At 70.7% G+C, this 18,051-nt stretch carries 18 protein-coding genes; 12 read left to right on the top strand and 6 right to left on the bottom strand.

The features are described from left to right. Genes FS532_RS14400 through FS532_RS14390 form a run of 3 tightly spaced genes read right to left on the bottom strand, consistent with a single transcriptional unit; the run spans nt 1 to nt 3,069 of the window. Complete coding sequence (locus FS532_RS14400; RefSeq protein ID WP_144755761.1) at nt 1-870, bottom strand: carbohydrate ABC transporter permease; 870 nt, start codon at nt 868-870, stop codon at nt 1-3. Then, entirely contained in the window at nt 863-1,831 is a 969-nt protein-coding gene (locus FS532_RS14395) for a carbohydrate ABC transporter permease (protein ID WP_144755758.1), read from the bottom strand. Before FS532_RS14395 ends, FS532_RS14400 begins: the two co-directional genes overlap by 8 nt. A gap of 2 nt (nt 1,832-1,833) precedes the next feature. After that, entirely contained in the window at nt 1,834-3,069 is a 1,236-nt protein-coding gene (locus FS532_RS14390) for a sugar ABC transporter substrate-binding protein (protein ID WP_144755755.1), read from the bottom strand. 202 nt (nt 3,070-3,271) lie between these two features. Between FS532_RS14390 and FS532_RS14385 the strand changes: the two genes are divergently transcribed. The 8 genes from FS532_RS14385 (at nt 3,272) to FS532_RS14350 (ending at nt 11,581) form a co-directional block, all read left to right on the top strand. Continuing rightward, complete coding sequence (locus FS532_RS14385; protein ID WP_260852749.1) at nt 3,272-4,288, top strand: LacI family DNA-binding transcriptional regulator; 1,017 nt, start codon at nt 3,272-3,274, stop codon at nt 4,286-4,288. 249 nt (nt 4,289-4,537) lie between these two features. Continuing rightward, complete coding sequence (locus FS532_RS14380; RefSeq protein WP_144755752.1) at nt 4,538-5,857, top strand: ABC transporter substrate-binding protein; 1,320 nt, start codon at nt 4,538-4,540, stop codon at nt 5,855-5,857. Next, on the top strand, nt 5,854-6,825 hold the full coding sequence (locus tag FS532_RS14375) for a carbohydrate ABC transporter permease (protein WP_186322053.1): 972 nt from the start codon (nt 5,854-5,856) through the stop codon (nt 6,823-6,825). The genes FS532_RS14380 and FS532_RS14375 overlap by 4 nt, the downstream gene beginning before the upstream one ends. Then, nucleotides 6,825-7,673, top strand: coding sequence for a carbohydrate ABC transporter permease (locus FS532_RS14370; RefSeq protein ID WP_260852748.1), 849 nt, complete (start codon nt 6,825-6,827; stop codon nt 7,671-7,673). The genes FS532_RS14375 and FS532_RS14370 overlap by 1 nt, the downstream gene beginning before the upstream one ends. A 126-nt stretch (nt 7,674-7,799) precedes the next feature. Then, nucleotides 7,800-8,501 carry an acyl-CoA dehydrogenase gene (locus FS532_RS14365; protein WP_144755749.1) on the top strand — a complete coding sequence of 234 codons (702 nt, stop codon included), beginning with the start codon at nt 7,800-7,802 and terminating at the stop codon, nt 8,499-8,501. Nucleotides 8,502-8,508: 7 nt separating this feature from the next. Next, entirely contained in the window at nt 8,509-9,066 is a 558-nt protein-coding gene (locus FS532_RS14360; RefSeq protein ID WP_144755746.1) for a signal peptidase I, read from the top strand. Then, on the top strand, nt 9,063-9,773 hold the full coding sequence (locus tag FS532_RS14355) for a hypothetical protein (protein WP_144755743.1): 711 nt from the start codon (nt 9,063-9,065) through the stop codon (nt 9,771-9,773). Before FS532_RS14360 ends, FS532_RS14355 begins: the two co-directional genes overlap by 4 nt. Then, a complete protein-coding gene (locus tag FS532_RS14350; protein ID WP_144755740.1) occupies nt 9,770-11,581 on the top strand; it encodes a choice-of-anchor G family protein in 1,812 nt (603 codons plus the stop codon). Before FS532_RS14355 ends, FS532_RS14350 begins: the two co-directional genes overlap by 4 nt. Before the next feature lie 43 nt (nt 11,582-11,624). Here the strand turns inward: FS532_RS14350 and FS532_RS18725 are convergent, their stop codons facing one another. Together FS532_RS18725 and FS532_RS14345 are read right to left on the bottom strand one after the other, a co-directional pair. Further along, nucleotides 11,625-11,780: a hypothetical protein gene (locus FS532_RS18725; RefSeq protein WP_186322052.1), complete on the bottom strand. Its 156-nt coding sequence runs from the start codon at nt 11,778-11,780 to the stop codon at nt 11,625-11,627. 159 nt (nt 11,781-11,939) lie between these two features. Next, nucleotides 11,940-12,386, bottom strand: coding sequence for a MarR family winged helix-turn-helix transcriptional regulator (locus FS532_RS14345; RefSeq protein WP_144755737.1), 447 nt, complete (start codon nt 12,384-12,386; stop codon nt 11,940-11,942). A 122-nt stretch (nt 12,387-12,508) separates the two neighbouring features. On the opposite strand from FS532_RS14345, the gene FS532_RS18925 reads away from it, so the two are divergent. Next, nucleotides 12,509-13,486: a helix-turn-helix transcriptional regulator gene (locus FS532_RS18925; RefSeq protein WP_222121998.1), complete on the top strand. Its 978-nt coding sequence runs from the start codon at nt 12,509-12,511 to the stop codon at nt 13,484-13,486. A 129-nt stretch (nt 13,487-13,615) separates the two neighbouring features. Here FS532_RS18925 and FS532_RS14335 read toward each other — a convergent pair whose 3' ends face one another. Next, entirely contained in the window at nt 13,616-14,647 is a 1,032-nt protein-coding gene (locus tag FS532_RS14335; RefSeq protein WP_260852747.1) for a LacI family DNA-binding transcriptional regulator, read from the bottom strand. 147 nt (nt 14,648-14,794) lie between these two features. Here FS532_RS14335 and FS532_RS14330 point away from each other — a divergent pair, with 147 nt between their 5' ends. Genes FS532_RS14330 through FS532_RS14320 form a run of 3 tightly spaced genes read left to right on the top strand, consistent with a single transcriptional unit; the run spans nt 14,795 to nt 17,992 of the window. Further along, nucleotides 14,795-16,093 carry an ABC transporter substrate-binding protein gene (locus FS532_RS14330; protein WP_144755734.1) on the top strand — a complete coding sequence of 433 codons (1,299 nt, stop codon included), beginning with the start codon at nt 14,795-14,797 and terminating at the stop codon, nt 16,091-16,093. Nucleotides 16,094-16,100: 7 nt separating this feature from the next. Further along, nucleotides 16,101-17,114, top strand: coding sequence for a carbohydrate ABC transporter permease (locus FS532_RS14325; RefSeq protein ID WP_144755731.1), 1,014 nt, complete (start codon nt 16,101-16,103; stop codon nt 17,112-17,114). Further along, nucleotides 17,111-17,992 carry a carbohydrate ABC transporter permease gene (locus FS532_RS14320; protein WP_144755728.1) on the top strand — a complete coding sequence of 294 codons (882 nt, stop codon included), beginning with the start codon at nt 17,111-17,113 and terminating at the stop codon, nt 17,990-17,992. Before FS532_RS14325 ends, FS532_RS14320 begins: the two co-directional genes overlap by 4 nt. The last annotated feature ends 59 nt before the right edge of the window (nt 17,993-18,051 follow it).

The following is an 18,051-nucleotide window of genomic DNA, read 5'->3' as shown; positions in this document are numbered from 1 at the left end:
TCACTTGACGGCGCCGCCGGTGGCCCCGGCAGCGATGAACTTCTGCGCCACGAGCAGCAGCACGATGGCGGGGACCGAGGCCATCACCGCGGCGGCCATGACGGTCGACCAGTCGGCGGTGAAGGTGCCGATGTAGTTGTAGATGCCGAGCGTGATCGGCCGGACGTCACCCGTGGTGGTGAGCGTCAGGGCGAACAGGAAGTCGCTCCAGGTGAACAGGAACGTGAAGAGCCCGGCGGTGATGAGGGCGTTGGCGCTGATCGGCACGACCACGGAGCGGAACGCGCGGAAGTTCCCCGCACCGTCAACCTTCGCGGCCTCGATGATCGACGGCGGGATGTTCTGCATGAACGCCCGCATGATGAGGATCGCGAAGGGCACCCCGGCGGTGGAGTCGGCGAGGATGAGTCCGGGGATCGTGTTGAGGAGCCCGAGGTCGTTGTACGCGGCGTACAGCGCGTTCGCCACGACGATGCCCGGGATCATCTGCGAGATGAGGATCCCGAACAGGACCGCCCCGACGCCCTTCACCTTGAACTGCGCGAGGGCGTAGGACGCGGGCGTGGCGATGAGCAGGCTGACGACCACGCTGCCGAGGGCGATCGCGAGGCTCGTGACGAGGGCGCCGCCCTGGTCGGCAATGGCCTGTGCGTACCCGCCGAGCTGCGCGTGGATCGGGAACCAGGCGGCCTCGATCGCGGGACCGGCCGGCTGCAGCGAGATGTTGATCATCCAGTAGACCGGGAAGAGCATCACGGCGAGGATCAGGATCCCGACACCGGACAGCACCCACTGCTTCGGGGTGGTCGGGCGGGTGGTGCGACGGGTTCCGCGGGTCACGACGGCCCGCGTCGCTGCTGCGTCAGTCATCGATGGCCTTCCGGTTGAGACGGAGGTAGACGATCGCGAACAGGGCGGAGATCACGATGAGGATGTTGCTCAGCGCGGCGCCCTGGCCGAAGTCGAACTGCTTGAACGACAGGTCGTAGGACTGGGTCGCGATCGTCTGGGTGGCGTTCGCCGGCCCGCCGTTCGTCAACCCGAGGATGATGTCGAGCACCTTGATCGTGTAGACGACACCGAGCACGAGCGTGACGCTGACGACCGGTCGGAGCATCGGCCAGGTGATCGACCAGAACGCCTTCCACCCGGTCGCCCCGTCGAGCGCGGCGGCCTCGTACAGCTCGGTCGGGATGTCCTGCAGGCCGCCGTAGAGGATCGTCGTGTTGAACGGGATGCCGATCCAGATGTTCACGCCGATCACGGTGATGAGCGCGACCGCCGGGCTGGTGAGCCACGGGACCGAGCCGATGCCGAAGATCCCGAGGAACTGGTTCACGACGCCGGAGTCCTGGTCGAGCATCCACTTCCACACCGCGCTCGAGACGATGAGCGGCAGCAGCCAGGGGAGCAGGAGCAGCGAGCGGAGGAGCCCGGACAGCGGGAAGTTCCGCCGGAAGAACAGGGCGAGGAGCAGCCCGAGGACGAACTGGCCGACGATCGACCCGATCGTGAACAGCGCGGTGTTGAGCAGCGCCGTGCTGAACAGCTGCGACGACACCACGGAGACGTAGTTCGAGAGCCCGACCCACGGCGCCTCGCCCGTGTAGAACGTCGAGGTCGTGTAGGCCTGGAAGCTCATCACGATGTTCTTGACGACCGGGTAGCCGAAGAACAGCACGAGGAACAGCACGGCGGGCAGCAGGAACAGGAGCTGGGCGATCCGCTCGAAGCGCAGACCGCGGCCCCGGCGGGCGGGCCGCGGGGCGGGAGTGGTGCTCCCGTCCCCGGCGGCCCGCTGCGGGGCGACGTGCGTCGCGGTGGAGGTCATGCTCAGTTGCTCGACTGCGCGTTCTTCAGCGCGTCGGCGGGCGAGTCCTGCCCGGTCAGCGCGGACTGCACGGCGGTGTAGATCTTCGTCGCCGCCTTGGGCCAGTCCGCTCCGAGCTCACCGGTGCGGGCACGGGCGTCGGCGACCAGGTCGACGAAGACCTGCTCCTCCGGGACGTCCTTGCCGAACTGCTGCGCGACCTCGGTCTTCGACGGGATCGTGTAGCGGAGCTTGGCCATCGCGAGCTGGTTCTTCGCGTCGTTCATGCAGTCGACGACCTTGGCCGCGACCTGCTGCTTCGCCTTGTCGCCGGTGTTCGGGACGGTCCAGACCTCGCCGCCGAGCGGTGCCACGGCGGTGTCGCTGGCGGACTGCACGGGGATCTGCGCGATCCCGTAGTCGATGCCGGAGTCCTTGAGCGCCGGGATCTGCCACGGGCCGTTGATCATCATCGCGGCCTTGCCGGCCATGAACTGGTCGTTGACGTCGGCCTGGGTCCAGTTGACGACGCTCTTCGACATCGAGCCGTCCTTGACGAGGTCCGTCCAGAGCGACAGCGCCTCGGCGGTCTTCGCGGTGGCGATGTCCTTCTCGTCGCCGCCGTTCGACCACATGAACGGCAGGAACTGCCAGGTGCCCTCGTACGTGGCGTTGGCGTCCACGGCGAACCCGTACTCGCCGTTCGCGGTGAGCTTCGCGGAGGCGGTCTTCAGCTCGTCCCACGTCTTCGGCGGGGTGACGCCGGCGGCGGCGAGCTTCTTCTTGTCGTAGAACAGCGCGATGGTGTTCACGGTCGGGGCGAGGCCGTAGACCTTGCCCTTGTACGTGCCGGCCTGCAGCACGCCCTTCGCGTAGCCGTCGGTCGAGATGCCGTAGTCGGTGAGCGGTGAGAGCGCACCCGTCTCGGCGATCTGCTGCAGGTCGGGGTTGTCGAGCATCAGGACGTCCGGCAGCGTCTTCGACGACGCCTGCTGGAGCACCTTCTGGATCAGCGAGGCGCCGGGCACCAGGCTGCGCTTGATGGTGACGTCGTTCTCGGCGCCGCACTTGTCGAGGTACTCGCCGATGACCTTCTTGTCGTTGCCCTGGTTGTAGTAGTCGAGGACGGTGATCGAGTCCACCTTGCCGCCGGAGCTCGCGGAGGAGCCCCCGGAGCAGCCGGCGAGGACGAGGGGGACGGCCGCCAGCATGGCGACCGCGCTGAGGACCTTGGGCGTCCTGCGGTGTCGAGGCTTCATTGCTTCGCTCTTCTCTGGATGGTTGCCGGGCACGGGCGGGCGTGCCGTCCGTGGATCGGGTGCGAACCGGACCAGAAGCGCTCCGTCGCGTCCCGAGTGGCACGAAGCTAGCATCTAAGCGCTTCGACAGTAAAGCGCTTAGACAGACTTTCTCCGGTCTCCGCGGCGCTACAGTGAGCGGATCACACGAACGGGAGACGTCATGGCGACGATGCAGCAGGTCGCCGACCGGGCTGGGGTGTCGATCGCCACGGTGTCGTTCGTGGTGAACGGCAACAAGCGCGTGTCGGAGGACACCCGCGCCCGGGTGACGGCGGCGATGCGCGAGCTCGGGTACCGCAACAACGTCGTCGCGCGAGCACTGGCCTCCAGACGGACGCACATCCTGGCGCTGCTGTTCCCGGTGCTCGAACACCGGCTCGGCCAGACGGCGCTGCAGTTCTTCACGAGCGCGGCCAGCCGGGCCTCGGAGCTCGGGTACCACCTCGTGCTCTGGCCCGCCGCGACCACCGCGGAGGACGTCCGCGACCTCATCTCGGGCGGCCTCGCGGACGGCGTCGTCGTCATGGAGGTCACCATGCACGACCCCCGGATCGAGCAGCTCGCCGCGATGGACGTCCCGTTCGTCGCCATCGGCCGCACCGCGGAGCCGTCGTCGATGTCGTACGTCGACATCGACTTCGAGCGCACCGTCGAGGACGCGCTCGACCACCTCGCCGGCCTCGGGCACCGGCGGATCGGGCTCGTCGTGGAGGACCTCGACGGCACCGCCATGGCCGACTACGGGCCGAAGGTCCGGTCCGAGGCGGCGTTCCGGGCCTCGATGGCCCGCCGGGGTCTGCACGGCACGGTCGTCGCGTCAGGGGCCTCGGCCGAGGGCGGGCGGCGGGCTGCGCGGGAGCTCCTCGCGAGCGACCCCGACGTCACGGCGACGATCATCATGAAGGACGACTCGAACTTCGGGCTCGTCAGCGGCCTGATCGCAGCGGGGCGGCGGGTCCCCGAGGACGTCTCCGTCATCGCGATCGTCTCCTCCGACGGTGCGGGTGCCGCGACCGAACCCGTGCTGACGACGCTGAACGCCCCGGGGCCGGAACTCGGGCGGCTCGCGGTGGAGTCCCTGACCGACCGCCTCGAGGGTCGGACGACCGCGCTCACGCACACGCTCATCCCCTGCGCCATCCACCTCGCCGACTCGACGGCCCCCGCGCCCGGCTGACCCGCCGCGAGAGCGACAGTCTGCCGCCGAACTTCCGTGCACCTCTGTCGCTTTCGCGACACGACCCGCGGCCCGGACCCGAGATCTGTCGCCATCGCGACATCGTGTCGGCCTGGAGGCGCGTGGCGGGCCCGCACCGCGCCTCCAGGCCGCCGTCGGGTCGCGCTCCACACCCCGCCCACCGGGCGTCCAGGGAGCGTTGGTTGTGTGGATCCACAGGAACGCCACACCACACGTCGAGGAGGACGGATGGCAATCGACCGCAGGTTCTTCCTGCTCGGGGGAGCGGGGGTGCTGCTGCTCGCCGGCTGCTCCACCCGCCCGGAGCGCACCACCGTCGAGAACTGGCCGACCGATCCGCCCGAGGGCGACGTCACGATCAGCTGGTGGGCCGGTCAGGTCGCGTCGAAGGACGGCGGCGACCTCCGGCGCCGGCTCATCGCCGAGTTCCAGAAGGAGCACCCGAACATCCGGGTCCGGATCGTCAGCGCTCCGAGCGACACCGACACGAACCGGACGAGCCTGACGACGCAGATCGCCGCGGGGTCGAGCACGCCGGACGTGTACCTCGGCGACGTCGCGTGGCCGGGCCAGTTCGCGAAGAACAAGCTCGCCACCCCGGTGAACCAGCTCGTCGGCGAGGACTTCTTCGACCAGTTCCCCGAGGGCCTGCGCCGGGCGGCGAGCGTCGACGGCACGTACTACATGTTCCCGCTCTACATCGACGAGTCGTTCTTCCTCTACCGGAAGGACCTGCTCGCCAAGCACTCCCTGCAGGTGCCGAAGTCGTGGGAGGAAGTGCGCGAGACCGCCGCGAAGCTCGTCGACACGGGTGACGTGTCGTACGGGTTCGCGTTCCAGGGCGACGTGTACGAGGGGCTCACCTGCAACGTCACCGAGTTCGTCGCGGACGCCGGCGGCTCGCTGCTCAACGACGACCTGACGAAGCCGGAGACGACCAGCTCGGAGACGAAGCGGGCGTTCGAGTTCATGCGGTCCCTGATCACGGACGGCGCGAGCCCGCGGGCCACCCTGACGTACCAGGAGCAGGACACGAACGACGCGTTCTCCGGCGGGCGGGCGGCGTTCCTCCGCAACTGGTCGTACGCCTGGGGCATCGCGAACGGCCCGGACAGCCGGGTCGCCGGCAAGGTCGGGCTCGCCGCACGACCGACGTTCGACGGCATGGACGAGCACCACTCGACGATCGGCGGGTGGGGGAACTACATCAACCCGCACACGCAGCAGCCCGCCGCGGCGCTGACGTTCGCGAGCTGGATGTCGAGCGAGACCGCGCAGCAGTTCCTCACCCGCGAGGGCGGCGTCCTGCCGGCCCGCAGCGCGTCGCTCGTCAGCGCTGATGCCAAGCGGCAGCAGCGCCCGACGTACGACACCGCCGCGGGCATCACGCTCGTGCCCCGCCCGACCTCGACGGCGTACTACCCGAAGGTCTCGCAGGGCGTGTACCAGAACGGCAACAGCATCCTCGGCGGGCAGGCATCGGTGGACGGCGGCACGAGTGCGATGGCCTCCGCCATCTCGCTCGCGCTGCAGGGGGAAGCGCTGTGAGCGCCGGCACCGCCACACGGGCGTCGACCAGGCCTGGAGGCACGGATCGCCTCGACCCGCCGCCTCGCCTCACCGGGCGGTCGCGGCTCGACCGCATCCGCGCGCGGGGCGCGTGGGGCTTCGCGGCCCCGGCGCTCCTGGTCGTGGCGGCGGTCACGATCTTCCCGGTGGTGTACTCGATCGTCCTGAGCTTCGCGGACGTCGAGGTCGGCTACGAGGGCTTCTCCATCCAGTCGTTCGGGCTCGGCAACTACGCGGCGCTGCTGCAGAGCGCCGACTGGTACCGGGCACTGGGCTTCACGGTGCTGTACACGCTCGTGACGGTGTCGGTGGAGCTCGTGCTCGGGATGCTCGTCGCCCTCGTGCTCGAGCGGCTCGGGGCCACGCGCGGCTGGATGCTCGCGCTCATGCTCGTCCCGTGGTCGCTCGTCACCATCGTCAACGCGCAGCTGTGGAAGTACGTCTACGACTCCACCTACGGGGTCGCGACGTGGTTCTTCGGCCTGTTCGGCGAGGCGCCCGTGATCCTCGGTGAACCGGTCCCCGCGATCACCGGCCTGATGGTCGCGGACATCTGGAAGACGACGCCGTTCGTGGCGATCATCCTGCTCGCGGGGCTCGTGCAGATCTCCGAGGACCACTACGAGGCGGCCGAGCTCGACGGCGCCAGCACGTGGCAGACGTTCTGGCGCGTGGTCCTGCCGCAGCTCACGCCGACGCTCACGATCGCCGTGCTGTTCCGCATCCTGCAGGCGTTCGGAGTGTTCGACCTGCCGTTCGTGCTGACGAACGGCGGACCGGGCACCAGCACCCAGTCGCTCGCGATCATGGGCTACAAGGTCCTGTTCCAGGACATCAACATCGGGCCCGGCGCGGCGATCGCGACCTCCACGGCGGTCATCGTCGCTGCGGGCTGTCTGCTGTTCCTCCGGGCGTTCCGGAACCAGGCGAAGGGAGGGGACGACTGATGCCCCGTCAACGCGTGCGCCGGGGGTGGCGCAAGTGGGTCAACACCGTCAACGTCAGTGGCGTCGTCATCGCGGTGCTCACCGCGCTGCCGCTGTACTGGCTCGTCACGACGTCGCTCAAGCCGGCGTCCGAGATCTCGCAGTCGCCGCCGACCGCGTGGCCGCAGGCGATCACGTTCGACAACTTCGTGGTGGCCTTCCGCGACAACGCCCTGGGCCAGTACATGGTGAACAGCGTCATCGTGTCGGTGTCGACGACGGTCATCGTGCTCGCCCTGGCGTTCCTCGCCGGGTACGCGCTGGCCGGCCGCTTCATCCGGGGCCGCACGGCGATCATGACCTCGTTGCTCATGCTCTCGGTGTTCCCGGCGATCGCGGTCCTGACGCCCCTGTACCTGCTCGAGCGCAACCTCGGGCTGCTCAACTCGTACCCCGGACTGATCGTTCCGTACGTGGCGTTCAACCTGCCCTTCGCCATCTGGATCATGCGGAACTACCTGCAGGGCATCCCCTCGACGATCGAGGAGGCCTCCGAGATCGACGGCGCCGGAGCCTGGCGCACGGTGCTGTCGGTGATCCTGCCGATGGCCAAGCCGGGGCTCTTCACGGTCGGGGTGTTCACCTTCACGGCGTCGTGGAGCGAGTTCCTGATGGCGTTGACGTTCAACAGCGAGAACTCGTTCCGGACCATCCCGGTCGGGATCGCCCTGTTCGGGACGCAGTTCACCGTGCCGTTCGCCCAGATCTTCGCGGCGAGCGTCGCGGCGACGGTGCCGATCGTCATCCTCGTGCTGGTGTTCCGCCGGTCGATCGTGTCCGGGCTGACGTCGGGGGCGGTCAAGGGCTGAGCAGACCTTGTCGATCTCTCAGCTCTGCGAGAGGATCGACGCACGACGTCGAGCACGACGGCCCGGGACCAACCACCCCGGGCCGTCGTCGCATCCGGTCGACGTCACGGATCAGGAGACACGGCAATGGCTGACACCAGCACACCCGCGCGCGCTCGACGCCGCACCAACCGCACCAGGGCGTTCGCACTCGCGGCCGGAGGAGCCCTCGTCGTGGGCGGCCTCGGCTACACGCTCGCCTCGTGGACCGACACCGAGTGGGTGTTCGGCGGCAACGGCTCCGGAGGCGGTGGCGTCGGCACCTCGCGCTTCGAGGTCGAGCAGAACGTCACGGCACCGTTCACCGCGGCCGGATTCACCTCGGACGAGACGAACCCGGGTCAGGCGCTCCGGTTCACGGTCGACGCTCTGGCGCTCTCCCCTGGTACCGCGACGTACGCCCCCGTCGCCCTGCGCACCACCGCCGACTCGGTCGCCGGCGACGTGGCCCTCCGCGCGGCCGTCCCCGCCGACGGCATCACCGTGACCGACGCCGACGACGCACTCTGGGATGCGCTGCACGTCCGGGTCGCCACGGCGACGAGCACCACGGCGGCCTGTGACGCCACCGCCTTCGCGACCCCGGCGAACGTCATCGCCGACGGGCCGCTCGGCACCACCGCCGCCTCGGCACCGCAACGGCTCGCTGCCGCCGGGGCCTCGACGCAGCTGTACTGCTTCGAGGTCTCCCTGCCCGCGTCGCCGACCCTGCCCGCGGGCGTGCCGCTCGACGCCCTGCAGGGGAGGACCGCCGCACCGGCCTGGCAGTTCGCCGCCGAGTCCGACTGAGCGCGTCGTGCGCGGCACCACCGCGCCGTCGTCCTCAGCAGAGGACACGGCGCCACCCCGTCGTCTCGTCGACCGGGTCCGCACGGTCGTCGTGACCGTCGCGGGCGCGATCGGCCTCGCCTGCTTGCTCGGGTGGGTGGCGATCGCCCTGACCGGGCTGTCGTTCGTCGTCGTCACCACCGGGTCGATGGCGCCGACGATCCCCGCGGGGGGACTCGCGATCACGCACGACGTCCCGGCGACGGAACTGCACGAGGGCGACGTCGTCACGGTGCCCCGACCGGGCTCCGCCCTGCCGGTCACGCACCGGATCGTCGCCGTCGAACCGGTTCCGGGCGAGACCGGTGCGCGGTCGCTGACGCTCCGCGGCGACGACAACGCCTCGGACGACCGCGACCCGTACGTCGTGCGCGAGGCCGGACTCGTCCTCGCCCACGCACCCACGCTCGGCTCGGTGCTCGTGGCCCTGACGAGTCCGGTCGCCCGCGGGATCGCCGTCGCGGCCGTCGGCGCGCTCGTCGCCTGGGCGTTCTGGCCGGACCGCCGACAGGAGGAGGACACGTGATCCGGCGGCTGACGTCTCTCCTGGCGCTCGCCGCCGTGGTCGTCGGGTGCGCCGGAGCCGGGACGACGGTGGCGGCGGTCGCCGCGTCGGACTGGAGGCCCGTGCCCGAGACCGGCACGCCGGGTCGCCTCGTGCTGCACACCGGACCAGAGCCGCGGACGCTCCCCGACACGGCCGGCGTCACCGAGACGGCGTGGCAGGTGCGCACGGAGGTGCGGGCCCCGGGGCCCGTCACGCTCGACCTCGAGGTGCGCAAGGACGGCGCGCTCGCCGAGGCCCCGACCGGGCTCCTCGTCACGGTGTCGTCCTGCGACCGCGCGTGGCGGGATGCGAGCGGCACCCCGAGCTGCACCGGTGACGCGATCGACCTCGTCCGAGCGACGCCGGCCGAGGACTGGGCAACGACGAGCCCGGTCGTCCGAGTGCCCGATCCCGACGGTGACGGCACGGCGTACCTGCTGGTCCGCTCGTCGCTGGCCGACGCCGCGGACCCCGGGCTCGCCGGACTGAGCGGACGCCTCGGCCTCGGGGTCACCGCCCGCGGGGACGACCCGGTGGTGACCGGGCGGCCGGGGGCTCCCGCTCCGGCCCTGGCGTACACCGGCGGTCCCCTCGTCGGTCCGGCGCTCGTCGCCCTCGCCGCGGTCCTCGCCGGCATCGCGCTGCGCAGCCGCCGGGGAGCGCGGGCAGCGGAGGTGCGACCGTGACCCCGCGGGGCCGGTCCGCCGTGGCGGCGGGCATCGCCCTCGCCGCCGCGCTCGTCGTGCCGACCGCCGTCCCGAGCACGGCGTCCTGGACCGACCGGGAGTGGAATACGGCGGCCGTCGGGACCTCGTCGTTCGACTGCGGGGCGGACTCCGGGTACACCGCCACCGCCTCGAGCCGGTTCCTCAGCGGCTCCCTGGCGGGGACCGACCTCGACGACCTCGCCACCGTGCGGGGCGTCGCCGTCGCCAAGACCGGCGCCGCTCCCGCATCGGTCGAGCCGGCCACGTCGCCGGAGATCGGGAACGCGCAGCCGTACGCGCAGTCGTTCGGCAACCCGCTCGACGTGGGGCTGCTCGGCGACCTGGTCGGCATCGACCTGACCGGGCTCGGCGTCGGGCTGCCGGCGGGCTCGGCGGGCGCGGTGAACCAGGTCGCCACCGCCGCCGGGACCGGGGACGCCGTGGCGGCCGCGGGGCTCGTCGCGGACTCCGGCGGCCTGCTCTTCACCGACACGACACCCACGAGCGAGCTGCCCGAACCGGCGGCCGTCACCCTCGGTCGTGCCCTGCCGGGGATCGCGAACGTCACCGACGTCGGTCTGGACGTCGGTGCGGTGGGGGCGACCGCGCAGCTCGCCGGGTGCGACGCGCTCGAGGACGAGCTCTGGGGCGGGGTCGTGCAGCAGGCGCTCCGCACGAACCTCCGCGCAGCCGTGCAGCGGGCCGTCGCGGCGGGGGAGACGACCGGGGTCACCCGGGACTACGGCATCGCGAGCCTCGACCTCCGCGTGGACAGCCCGCTCGTCGGCGCACTCGTCACCGCCGTCGACGACACCGTGGTCCAGCTCGACACCGCCGTGGGTGCCCTCGGCGGCAGCGACGGCGTCCTGGCACGGACGATCAACCAGGGTGTGCTCGGCGTCCTCGGCACGCTGACCGGCAGTCTCGGACTCGGCACGGTCGGCGGCACCGTCGTGCTCACCGGCCCGGACCTCGGGGCCGCAGTGTCCCCGCTGCTGTCCGAACCCGTCCAGGACCCGGGCGGCACGCTCGTGCTCGACCTGTCGGCCGGGTCGATCCGCGTCGACCTCGCGCACCTGCTCGGCGACGACGAGCACGGCCTGAACGACCTGCCGCCGAACCACGAGGTGGTCCTCGACGCGGTCACCCTCGGCGCGCTCGCCGACCGGCTCGGCCAGGTCGTGGACGCCTGGGCAGGCCGGATCACCGCGGCGCTCACGACGGCGCTCGGGTCGATCCGCCTCCAGATCGCCCTCGCGGCGGACCTCAGCGCGCCCCTGCTCGGCGTGCGGGTCCCGATCGCGAAGCTCTCCGTCGGGGTCGACACCGGGATCGCAGCGCTGATGTCCGGTCAGACGAAGCTGACGGTCGGCGTCGACCTGCTCGGCCTGCCGCTCGGCGGCTTGCTCGGCGTCGTCACCGGGCTGGCGACCTCGCTCGTGAACCCGTTGACGCAGGCGGTGGTCGGGACGCTCTCGACCAGGCTGTTCGCGCTCGTCGGCTCCCTCGGGACGACGATCACGACGACCATCGGCGGACCGGTCGTCACCGCGCTCGCGACGGTGCTCGTCGGACTGCCCGGGGTGCTCTCGTTGCGGGTGAACGTGCAGGAGGACACCGCGCCCTCCGGCGCGGGCGGCGCCCGCGCGGCGACCGGCCGTCACACCGAGACGGCCCTGCGCCTGACGATCGCCGACGCGCTCGTTGCCGGGGGCCTGGCCCGGGTCGACCTGGCCACGGCGACCGTGGGGCCGAACTCGGTGTCCCTGGTGCCGGAGCGTCCGTGACGGAGCCGCGCCGCGCCTCCAGGCCGGACCGGGTGACCCGTCGTCAGCCGCGACGCGGGTCGCGGACCGTGTCCGTGAAGAAGTCCTCGTACAGCCCGGCGCCGTCCTGCTGCTCGCCGTGCTTCCAGCGCTTGCGCATCAGCCGCAACGTCTCGATGCGGACCGGGTCGACGCCCTGTTGCGACTCGTAGTGGCTCATCGTTCGCTCCCTTCGCCCTCGTACCCCCGATCGGGGGCATCCGTGGACGAAGGTACGGGCGCGCGGGCGGGGCGTCCGGCAAGATAGGTAGGGAAGTTACCTAACTGCGCTTGGTGGACAAATGATCGGGGTGCGGTCGTCGTCGCCCGTACCCTGCCGTCAAGGCGACGGGGCGCCGAACTCGAGCGCCTCGATGACGCGGTCGATGACCCGGACGTACTTCGCCCGCTCGCGATCAGTGAAGGAGGACAACAGCTCGTGCAGGTGCTCGTTCGTGCTGTCCATCGCCGATGCGTAGGCGCGCTCGGTCTCCGGCGTCAGCTCGATGAAGCGGCTCCGGCCGTCGTCCGGGTTCGGGACGCGGCACAGGTGGCCCGCGCGCTCGAGCCGGTCGACCGTGCCCGTGACCGCCGGCCCGCTCAGGCCCAGGTGCGTGGCGAGGTCCTTCACGCGGACCTTCCGCTCGGCCGCTGCGGCACGGGCGACGAACTGCAGCACCGTGAGGTCCGATCCGGTCACGTCGAGCCGGTCGCGGAGTCGACCTCGCAGCGACCCCATCGCGGCTTCGAGCCGGGTGAGGGCCGCGGTCAGGTCGATCTCACTCACGTGGTCGCCCCCTCGGTGCGGATCGATTGCGCGCCACGATACGCCGCGCTCATCGGGCCAGCGTATCCAGATAACGAGGGTGACAGCGGGATGTGGACACCCGGGTCGGATCGGGGGTGCGTGTGAGCGAGCAGGTGACGAGTCCCTCCGAGGGTCCGGAGGCGATCCGGTTCGAGTTCACCGGCCACCGCCCGGACGACGCCGTGCGCGACCTGGCCGGCGTCTACGGCGCCGGGTCGGACGTCGTCGGCCGCTGGGTCGCGCATCCGAGCGACGGCGCCTTCGACCACCGCTACACCGCCGTCGGTGACACCGAGGTGACGATCCGCCGCGCGCAGTTGCACGGCGTGCTGCAGGGGGTCGTCCCGGCCGGCGGTGACTACGTCGTCCTCTGGATCGGCGCCGGTTCCGTGGAGACCGAGCGGCGCACACTGCCGCACGACGTCCCCCTCCTGCTCCCGCCCGACCAGGAGTTCGCGTTCCGGACGGCGGACCACGACCTGCGCATCGTGCACCTCGACCGGGCCTTCGTCCGTCGGGTCGCGGGCTCCCACGGCGACGCCGCGCTGCGCTTCGACGCCCACGGGGAGCCCGATTCCGAGTCCGCCCGGCGGTGGCAGGGAGCGCTCACCGCACTCGCCCGCGCGCTGCGGGTCGGCGGGACCGAGTCGGTCGCCTGGCAGGGGGCGAAGGTGGCCGCTGCCGAGGTGTTCCTCGACGTGTTCCCGCCGCTCCTCGACGACCTGCCAGCAGTCCTCGGGCAGCCGCGCAACGCACGGCTCCGGGCTGCCGTCGAGTACGTGCACAACCACGCGTCGGAACCCGTCACGATCTCGGACCTGTCGGCGGCGTCCGGGCTGAGCGTGCGGTCGGTGCAGGAGTCGTTCCGCCGGGTGTTCGACGTGTCGCCGCTCACGTACCTCCGGCAGGTGCGGCTCGACCGCGTGCGGGCCGAACTGCTCGACGCGGACCCGCAGGCCGGGGCGGTCGGCGACGTCGCGCGGCGGTGGGGGTTCGCGCACCTCGGGCGGTTCTCGGCGGCGTACGCGGAGCGGTTCGGCGAGTACCCGAAGGAGACGCTGCGGCGGTCGGTGGGCTGAGTCGCGCAGTCTCGTGGGACTGGGCTCGCCCGCTCGCCCGCTCGCCCGCCCGCCCGTTCGCCCGCTCGCCCGCTCGCGTTGAGTGAGCAGCAATTGTCGAGTCCCATCGATCGACTCGACGATTGCTGCTCAGTCGACGGCCGGCGGCGCCGTGCTCGCCCGGACGCGGAGGGTCGTCGGCAACCGGACGTGGTCGGACGTCGGCTCGCCGCGCAGCATCGTGAGCAGCATCTCGACGGCGCGCGACCCGAGTTCGGCGAGCGGCTGTGCGACGGTCGTCAGCGGTGGGGTCGTGGTCGACGCCTGCGGCACGTCGTCGAAGCCGACCACGGACACGTCCTCGGGGACGCGGAGCCCGAGCTCGGCCGCGGCGCGGAGGACACCCACCGCCGAGGAGTCGTTGGCGGCGAACACCGCGGTCGGCCGATCGGCTGCGGCGAGGAGGTCGCGGGCGACCGTGGCGGACTGGTCCTCCTGGTAGCCACCGTCCCGGACGAGCCCCTCGTCGACCGGCAGTCCGGCGGCGACGAGGGCGCGACGGTAACCGGCCTCGCGGAGCTGCGCGGACGCCAGGTCCGGGCGGCCGCGGAGGTGCGCGATGCGTGTGTGTCCGAGCGCGACCAGGTGCTCGACCGCCTGGACCGCGCCGTCCTCGTTGTCGGCGTCGACGGTCGCGTGTCCCTCGGGGCCGGTGTGCGGGTCGATGGCGACGACCGGGATCGACGTGCTCGACAGTGCCGTGGTGGGCGTGACGACGATGGCGCCGTCGATGAGCGTGCCCGACAGCCGCGAGAGTGACCGCCGCTCCCACCCCGGCTGGCCGGCGCCCGTGACGAGACCCGCGTAGGCGAGCAGTTCGTAGCCGGTGCCGATGGTGGCGCTCGAGATCCCGCGCAGGAGCTCGGTCGAGAACGGCTCGAACTCGGGCACGAGGATGCCCACGACCCCGGTCCGGGAGCTGCGGAGGCTCCGGGCGACGAGCGAGGTCTCGTACCCGAGCTGCTCGACGACCTCCTGCACGCGGAGGATCGTCGCCGGTGCGACGCCGTCGCGCTGGTTGATGACCTTCGACACCGTGGGGATCGACACCCCGGCGGCCCGCGCGACGTCCGCGATCGTCACCCGGCCGGCTCCGGGACGCATGCCGAGAGCCGTGTCCATGTGCACACCGTACCGCTGCCTCGGCGCGAAATCGGCAAAGAAAACGTTATCGATATCGATTGACAAGGCTCCTGACCACCTGGCACGCTCTCCGCAAGCGGCAGTCGATGTCGCTGCATGTCAACGACGACACTCAGGAGTTCCACGATGACGAGGAAGATCCGTGCCGCGGCAGCCATCGCGCTGATCGGGGTCACAACACTGGTGGCCGCAGGCTGCTCAGCGGGCAGCGACGCCGCCGGGGGTGACGGCGGGAAGGTCTCGATGACCTTCTGGCACAACTCCACCACCGGACCCGGCAAGGCGTTCTGGGCGAAGACCGTCAAGGACTTCGAGGCGAAGAACCCGAACGTGACGATCAAGATCCAGGCGATCCAGAACGAGGACCTGGACGGCAAGCTCCAGACCGCGCTCAACTCCGGGTCCGCCCCCGATGTGTTCCTGCAGCGCGGCGGCGGCAAGATGGCCGCGATGGTGAACGCCGGCCAGCTCATGGACATCTCCGGCTCGATCGGGAAGACGGCGAAGAGCGAGATCAGCGACGCCGCGTTCGGCGGGTACGAGCAGGACGGCAAGACGTGGGCCATGCCGGTCGACGTCAACCCCGAGGGCATCTGGTACAGCCAGGACCTGTTCGAGCAGGCCGGCATCGAGGGCACGCCCACCACGATGGACGAGCTGAACGCGGACATCCAGAAGCTCAAGGACGCCGGCATCCAACCCGTCGCCGTCGGGGCCAAGGACGCCTGGCCGGCAGCGCACTGGTACTACAACTTCGCCCTCCGTGCCTGCAGCGAGAGCACGCTGACGAAGACCGCGAAGGACCTGAAGTTCACGAACTCCTGCTGGACGCAGGCGGGCAAGGACACCAAGGCGTTCTTCGACACGAAGCCGTTCAACGACGGGTACCTCACCACGGCATCGCAGCAGGGTGCCGGCAGCTCCGCCGGTCTCGTCGCGAACCACAAGGCCGCGATGGAGCTCATGGGCGCCTGGGACCCCGGAGTGATCTCCTCGCTCACCCCGGACGGCAAGCCCCTCGCCGACCTCGGCTTCTTCCCGTTCCCGGAGGTCTCCGGCGGCAAGGGCGCACCCGGCTCGATGATGGGCGCCGTCGACGGGTTCTCCTGCTCGGCGAAGGCTCCGAAGCAGGCCTGCACCGACTTCCTCAACTACATGACCGAGAAGCCCGTGCAGGAGGCCTACTACAAGGCCTTCAACGCGATCCCGGCGAACCAGTCCGCGCAGTCGGTGGTCACCGAGCCCTACCTGAAGACCGTGCTCGAGGCCTACAACAAGGCGCCGTTCGTCTCGAACTACCTCGACACCGTCTACGGCCAGAACGTCGGCAACGCCCTCAACACGAGCGTCGTGAACCTGCTCGCCGGCAAGGGATCGGTGGACGACATCGTGAAGACCATCAACCAGGCCGCGGCCAAGGGGTGACGACACGATGACCACCTCCGTCGCACCCCGCCCCGAAGCGCGGTCCGGGACGGGACGGAACCAGGGAGGGGCCGACGGTTCGCCGTCGGCCCCGGCCCGCCGGGCCCGGAAGGGCACCGACGTCCGTACCCGCGTCGAGATCGCGGTCCTCGCCGGCCCGGCGACGATCATGTTCGTCGGGTTCGTCATCCTGCCCGTCGCGCTCGCCGCCTACTACGGCTTCTACAAGTGGCAGGGGTACGGCACCCCCACCGACTTCGTCGGCCTGCAGAACTACGCGATCATCTTCACCGACCCGGACTTCCGGGGCGTGCTGCTCCACAACGCGTTCATCGTGATCGGATCGCTCCTGGTGCAGGGGCCGATCGCGATCGTGCTCGCGCTGCTGCTCAACCAGCGCATCCGCGGCCGCGGGCTCATCCGCGTCCTCATCTTCCTGCCGTATGTCATCTCCGAGGTGATCGTCGGCACCGGCTGGAGCCTCATGCTGCAGTCGAGCGGCGCCGTGAACGACCTGCTCCAGGCGGTGGGCCTCGGTGCCCTGCGCGCCGACTGGCTGTCGAACCCGGACATCGCGATCTGGACGCTGCTGGCGATCATCTCGTGGAAGTACATCGGCTTCGCGGTGATCCTGTTCCTCGCCGGCCTGCAGAGCATCCCGGAGGAGCTGTTCGAGGCAGCGCAGCTCGACGGCGCGAGCTACTGGCAGATCCAGCGGCGGATCACCCTGCCGCTCCTCGGCCCGACCGTCCGCATCTGGGCGTTCCTGTCGATCATCGGGTCGCTGCAGCTGTTCGACCTCGTCTACATCATCTGGGGTCAGTACATCGCCGCGACGGCGGGCACCTCGACGATGGCGACGTACATGGTCGCGAACGGCCGCATGTCCGGCAACTACGGGTACGGCAACGCCGTCGCCGTGGTCATCTTCCTCATCTCGCTGGCGGTCGCCCTCGTCTACCAGCGGTTCGTCCTGCGCCGGGACACCGCCGGCGCCCTCACCGAGAAGGCCGACCGATGACCGCCACCGCCTCCATCGTCTCGCCGGGACGGGGCCGTCCGCCCCGGGACACCGGACCCGTGCGTCGTGAACGGAACCTCGGCACGTACTTCGTCGCCCTGCTGTTCATCGCGGTCTGCGTCGGGCCGGTGCTGTACATCGTGCTCGGCGGGTTCCGCAGCAACTCGCAGATCACCGCGAGCCCGGCCGGCCTGCCCAGCCCGTGGCAGTTCGGCAACTACCTCTCGGTGCTGTCGAGCGGCGTCTTCTGGCAGCAGCTCGGCAACTCGGTGATCGCCGGCGTCACCACCACGGTCGGCGTCGTCGTCCTCGGTCTCATGGTGAGCTTCGTGATCGCCCGGTACCGGTTCCGCGGCCGGGACGCGCTGTACTCCCTGTTCGCGGCGGGCCTGATGTTCCCGATCACCGTCGCGATCACGCCGCTGTACCTGCTCGTCAAGGACCTCGGGCTCACGAACAGCCTGGCCGGGGTGATCCTGCCGCAGATCGCGTTCGCGCTGCCGACGACGGTGATCATCCTCGTACCGTTCCTCCGGGCGATCCCGGACGAACTCGAGGAAGCCGCGTCGATCGACGGCGCCAGCCGGCTCGGGTTCTTCTTCCGGATGGTCGTGCCGCTGTCGCTGCCCGGCGTCGTGACCGTCGGCATCCTGGCGTTCATCGGCAGCTGGAACAGCTACATCCTGCCGCTGTTCATCCTCAACGACGCATCGGCGTACACCCTGCCGCTCGGGGTGCAGGCGTTCTCGTCGCAGTACTCCGTCGACACCGCACGGGTCCTGGCGTTCACGTCGCTGTCGATGATCCCGGCGCTCGTGTTCTTCGCCGTCTTCCAGCGCCGCATCGTCGGCGGCCTGACCGGGGCGGTGAAGGGGTGACGGCGACGGACGCGACGCGGACCGCCGGGGGTGACCCGCGCCTCCAGGCCGATGCCGTG

Origin of the sequence: Curtobacterium pusillum (assembly GCF_007673235.1) — a bacterium.
GTDB classification, from domain to species: domain Bacteria; phylum Actinomycetota; class Actinomycetes; order Actinomycetales; family Microbacteriaceae; genus Curtobacterium; species Curtobacterium pusillum_C.
This window is presented reverse-complemented; position numbering and strand designations above follow the sequence as displayed.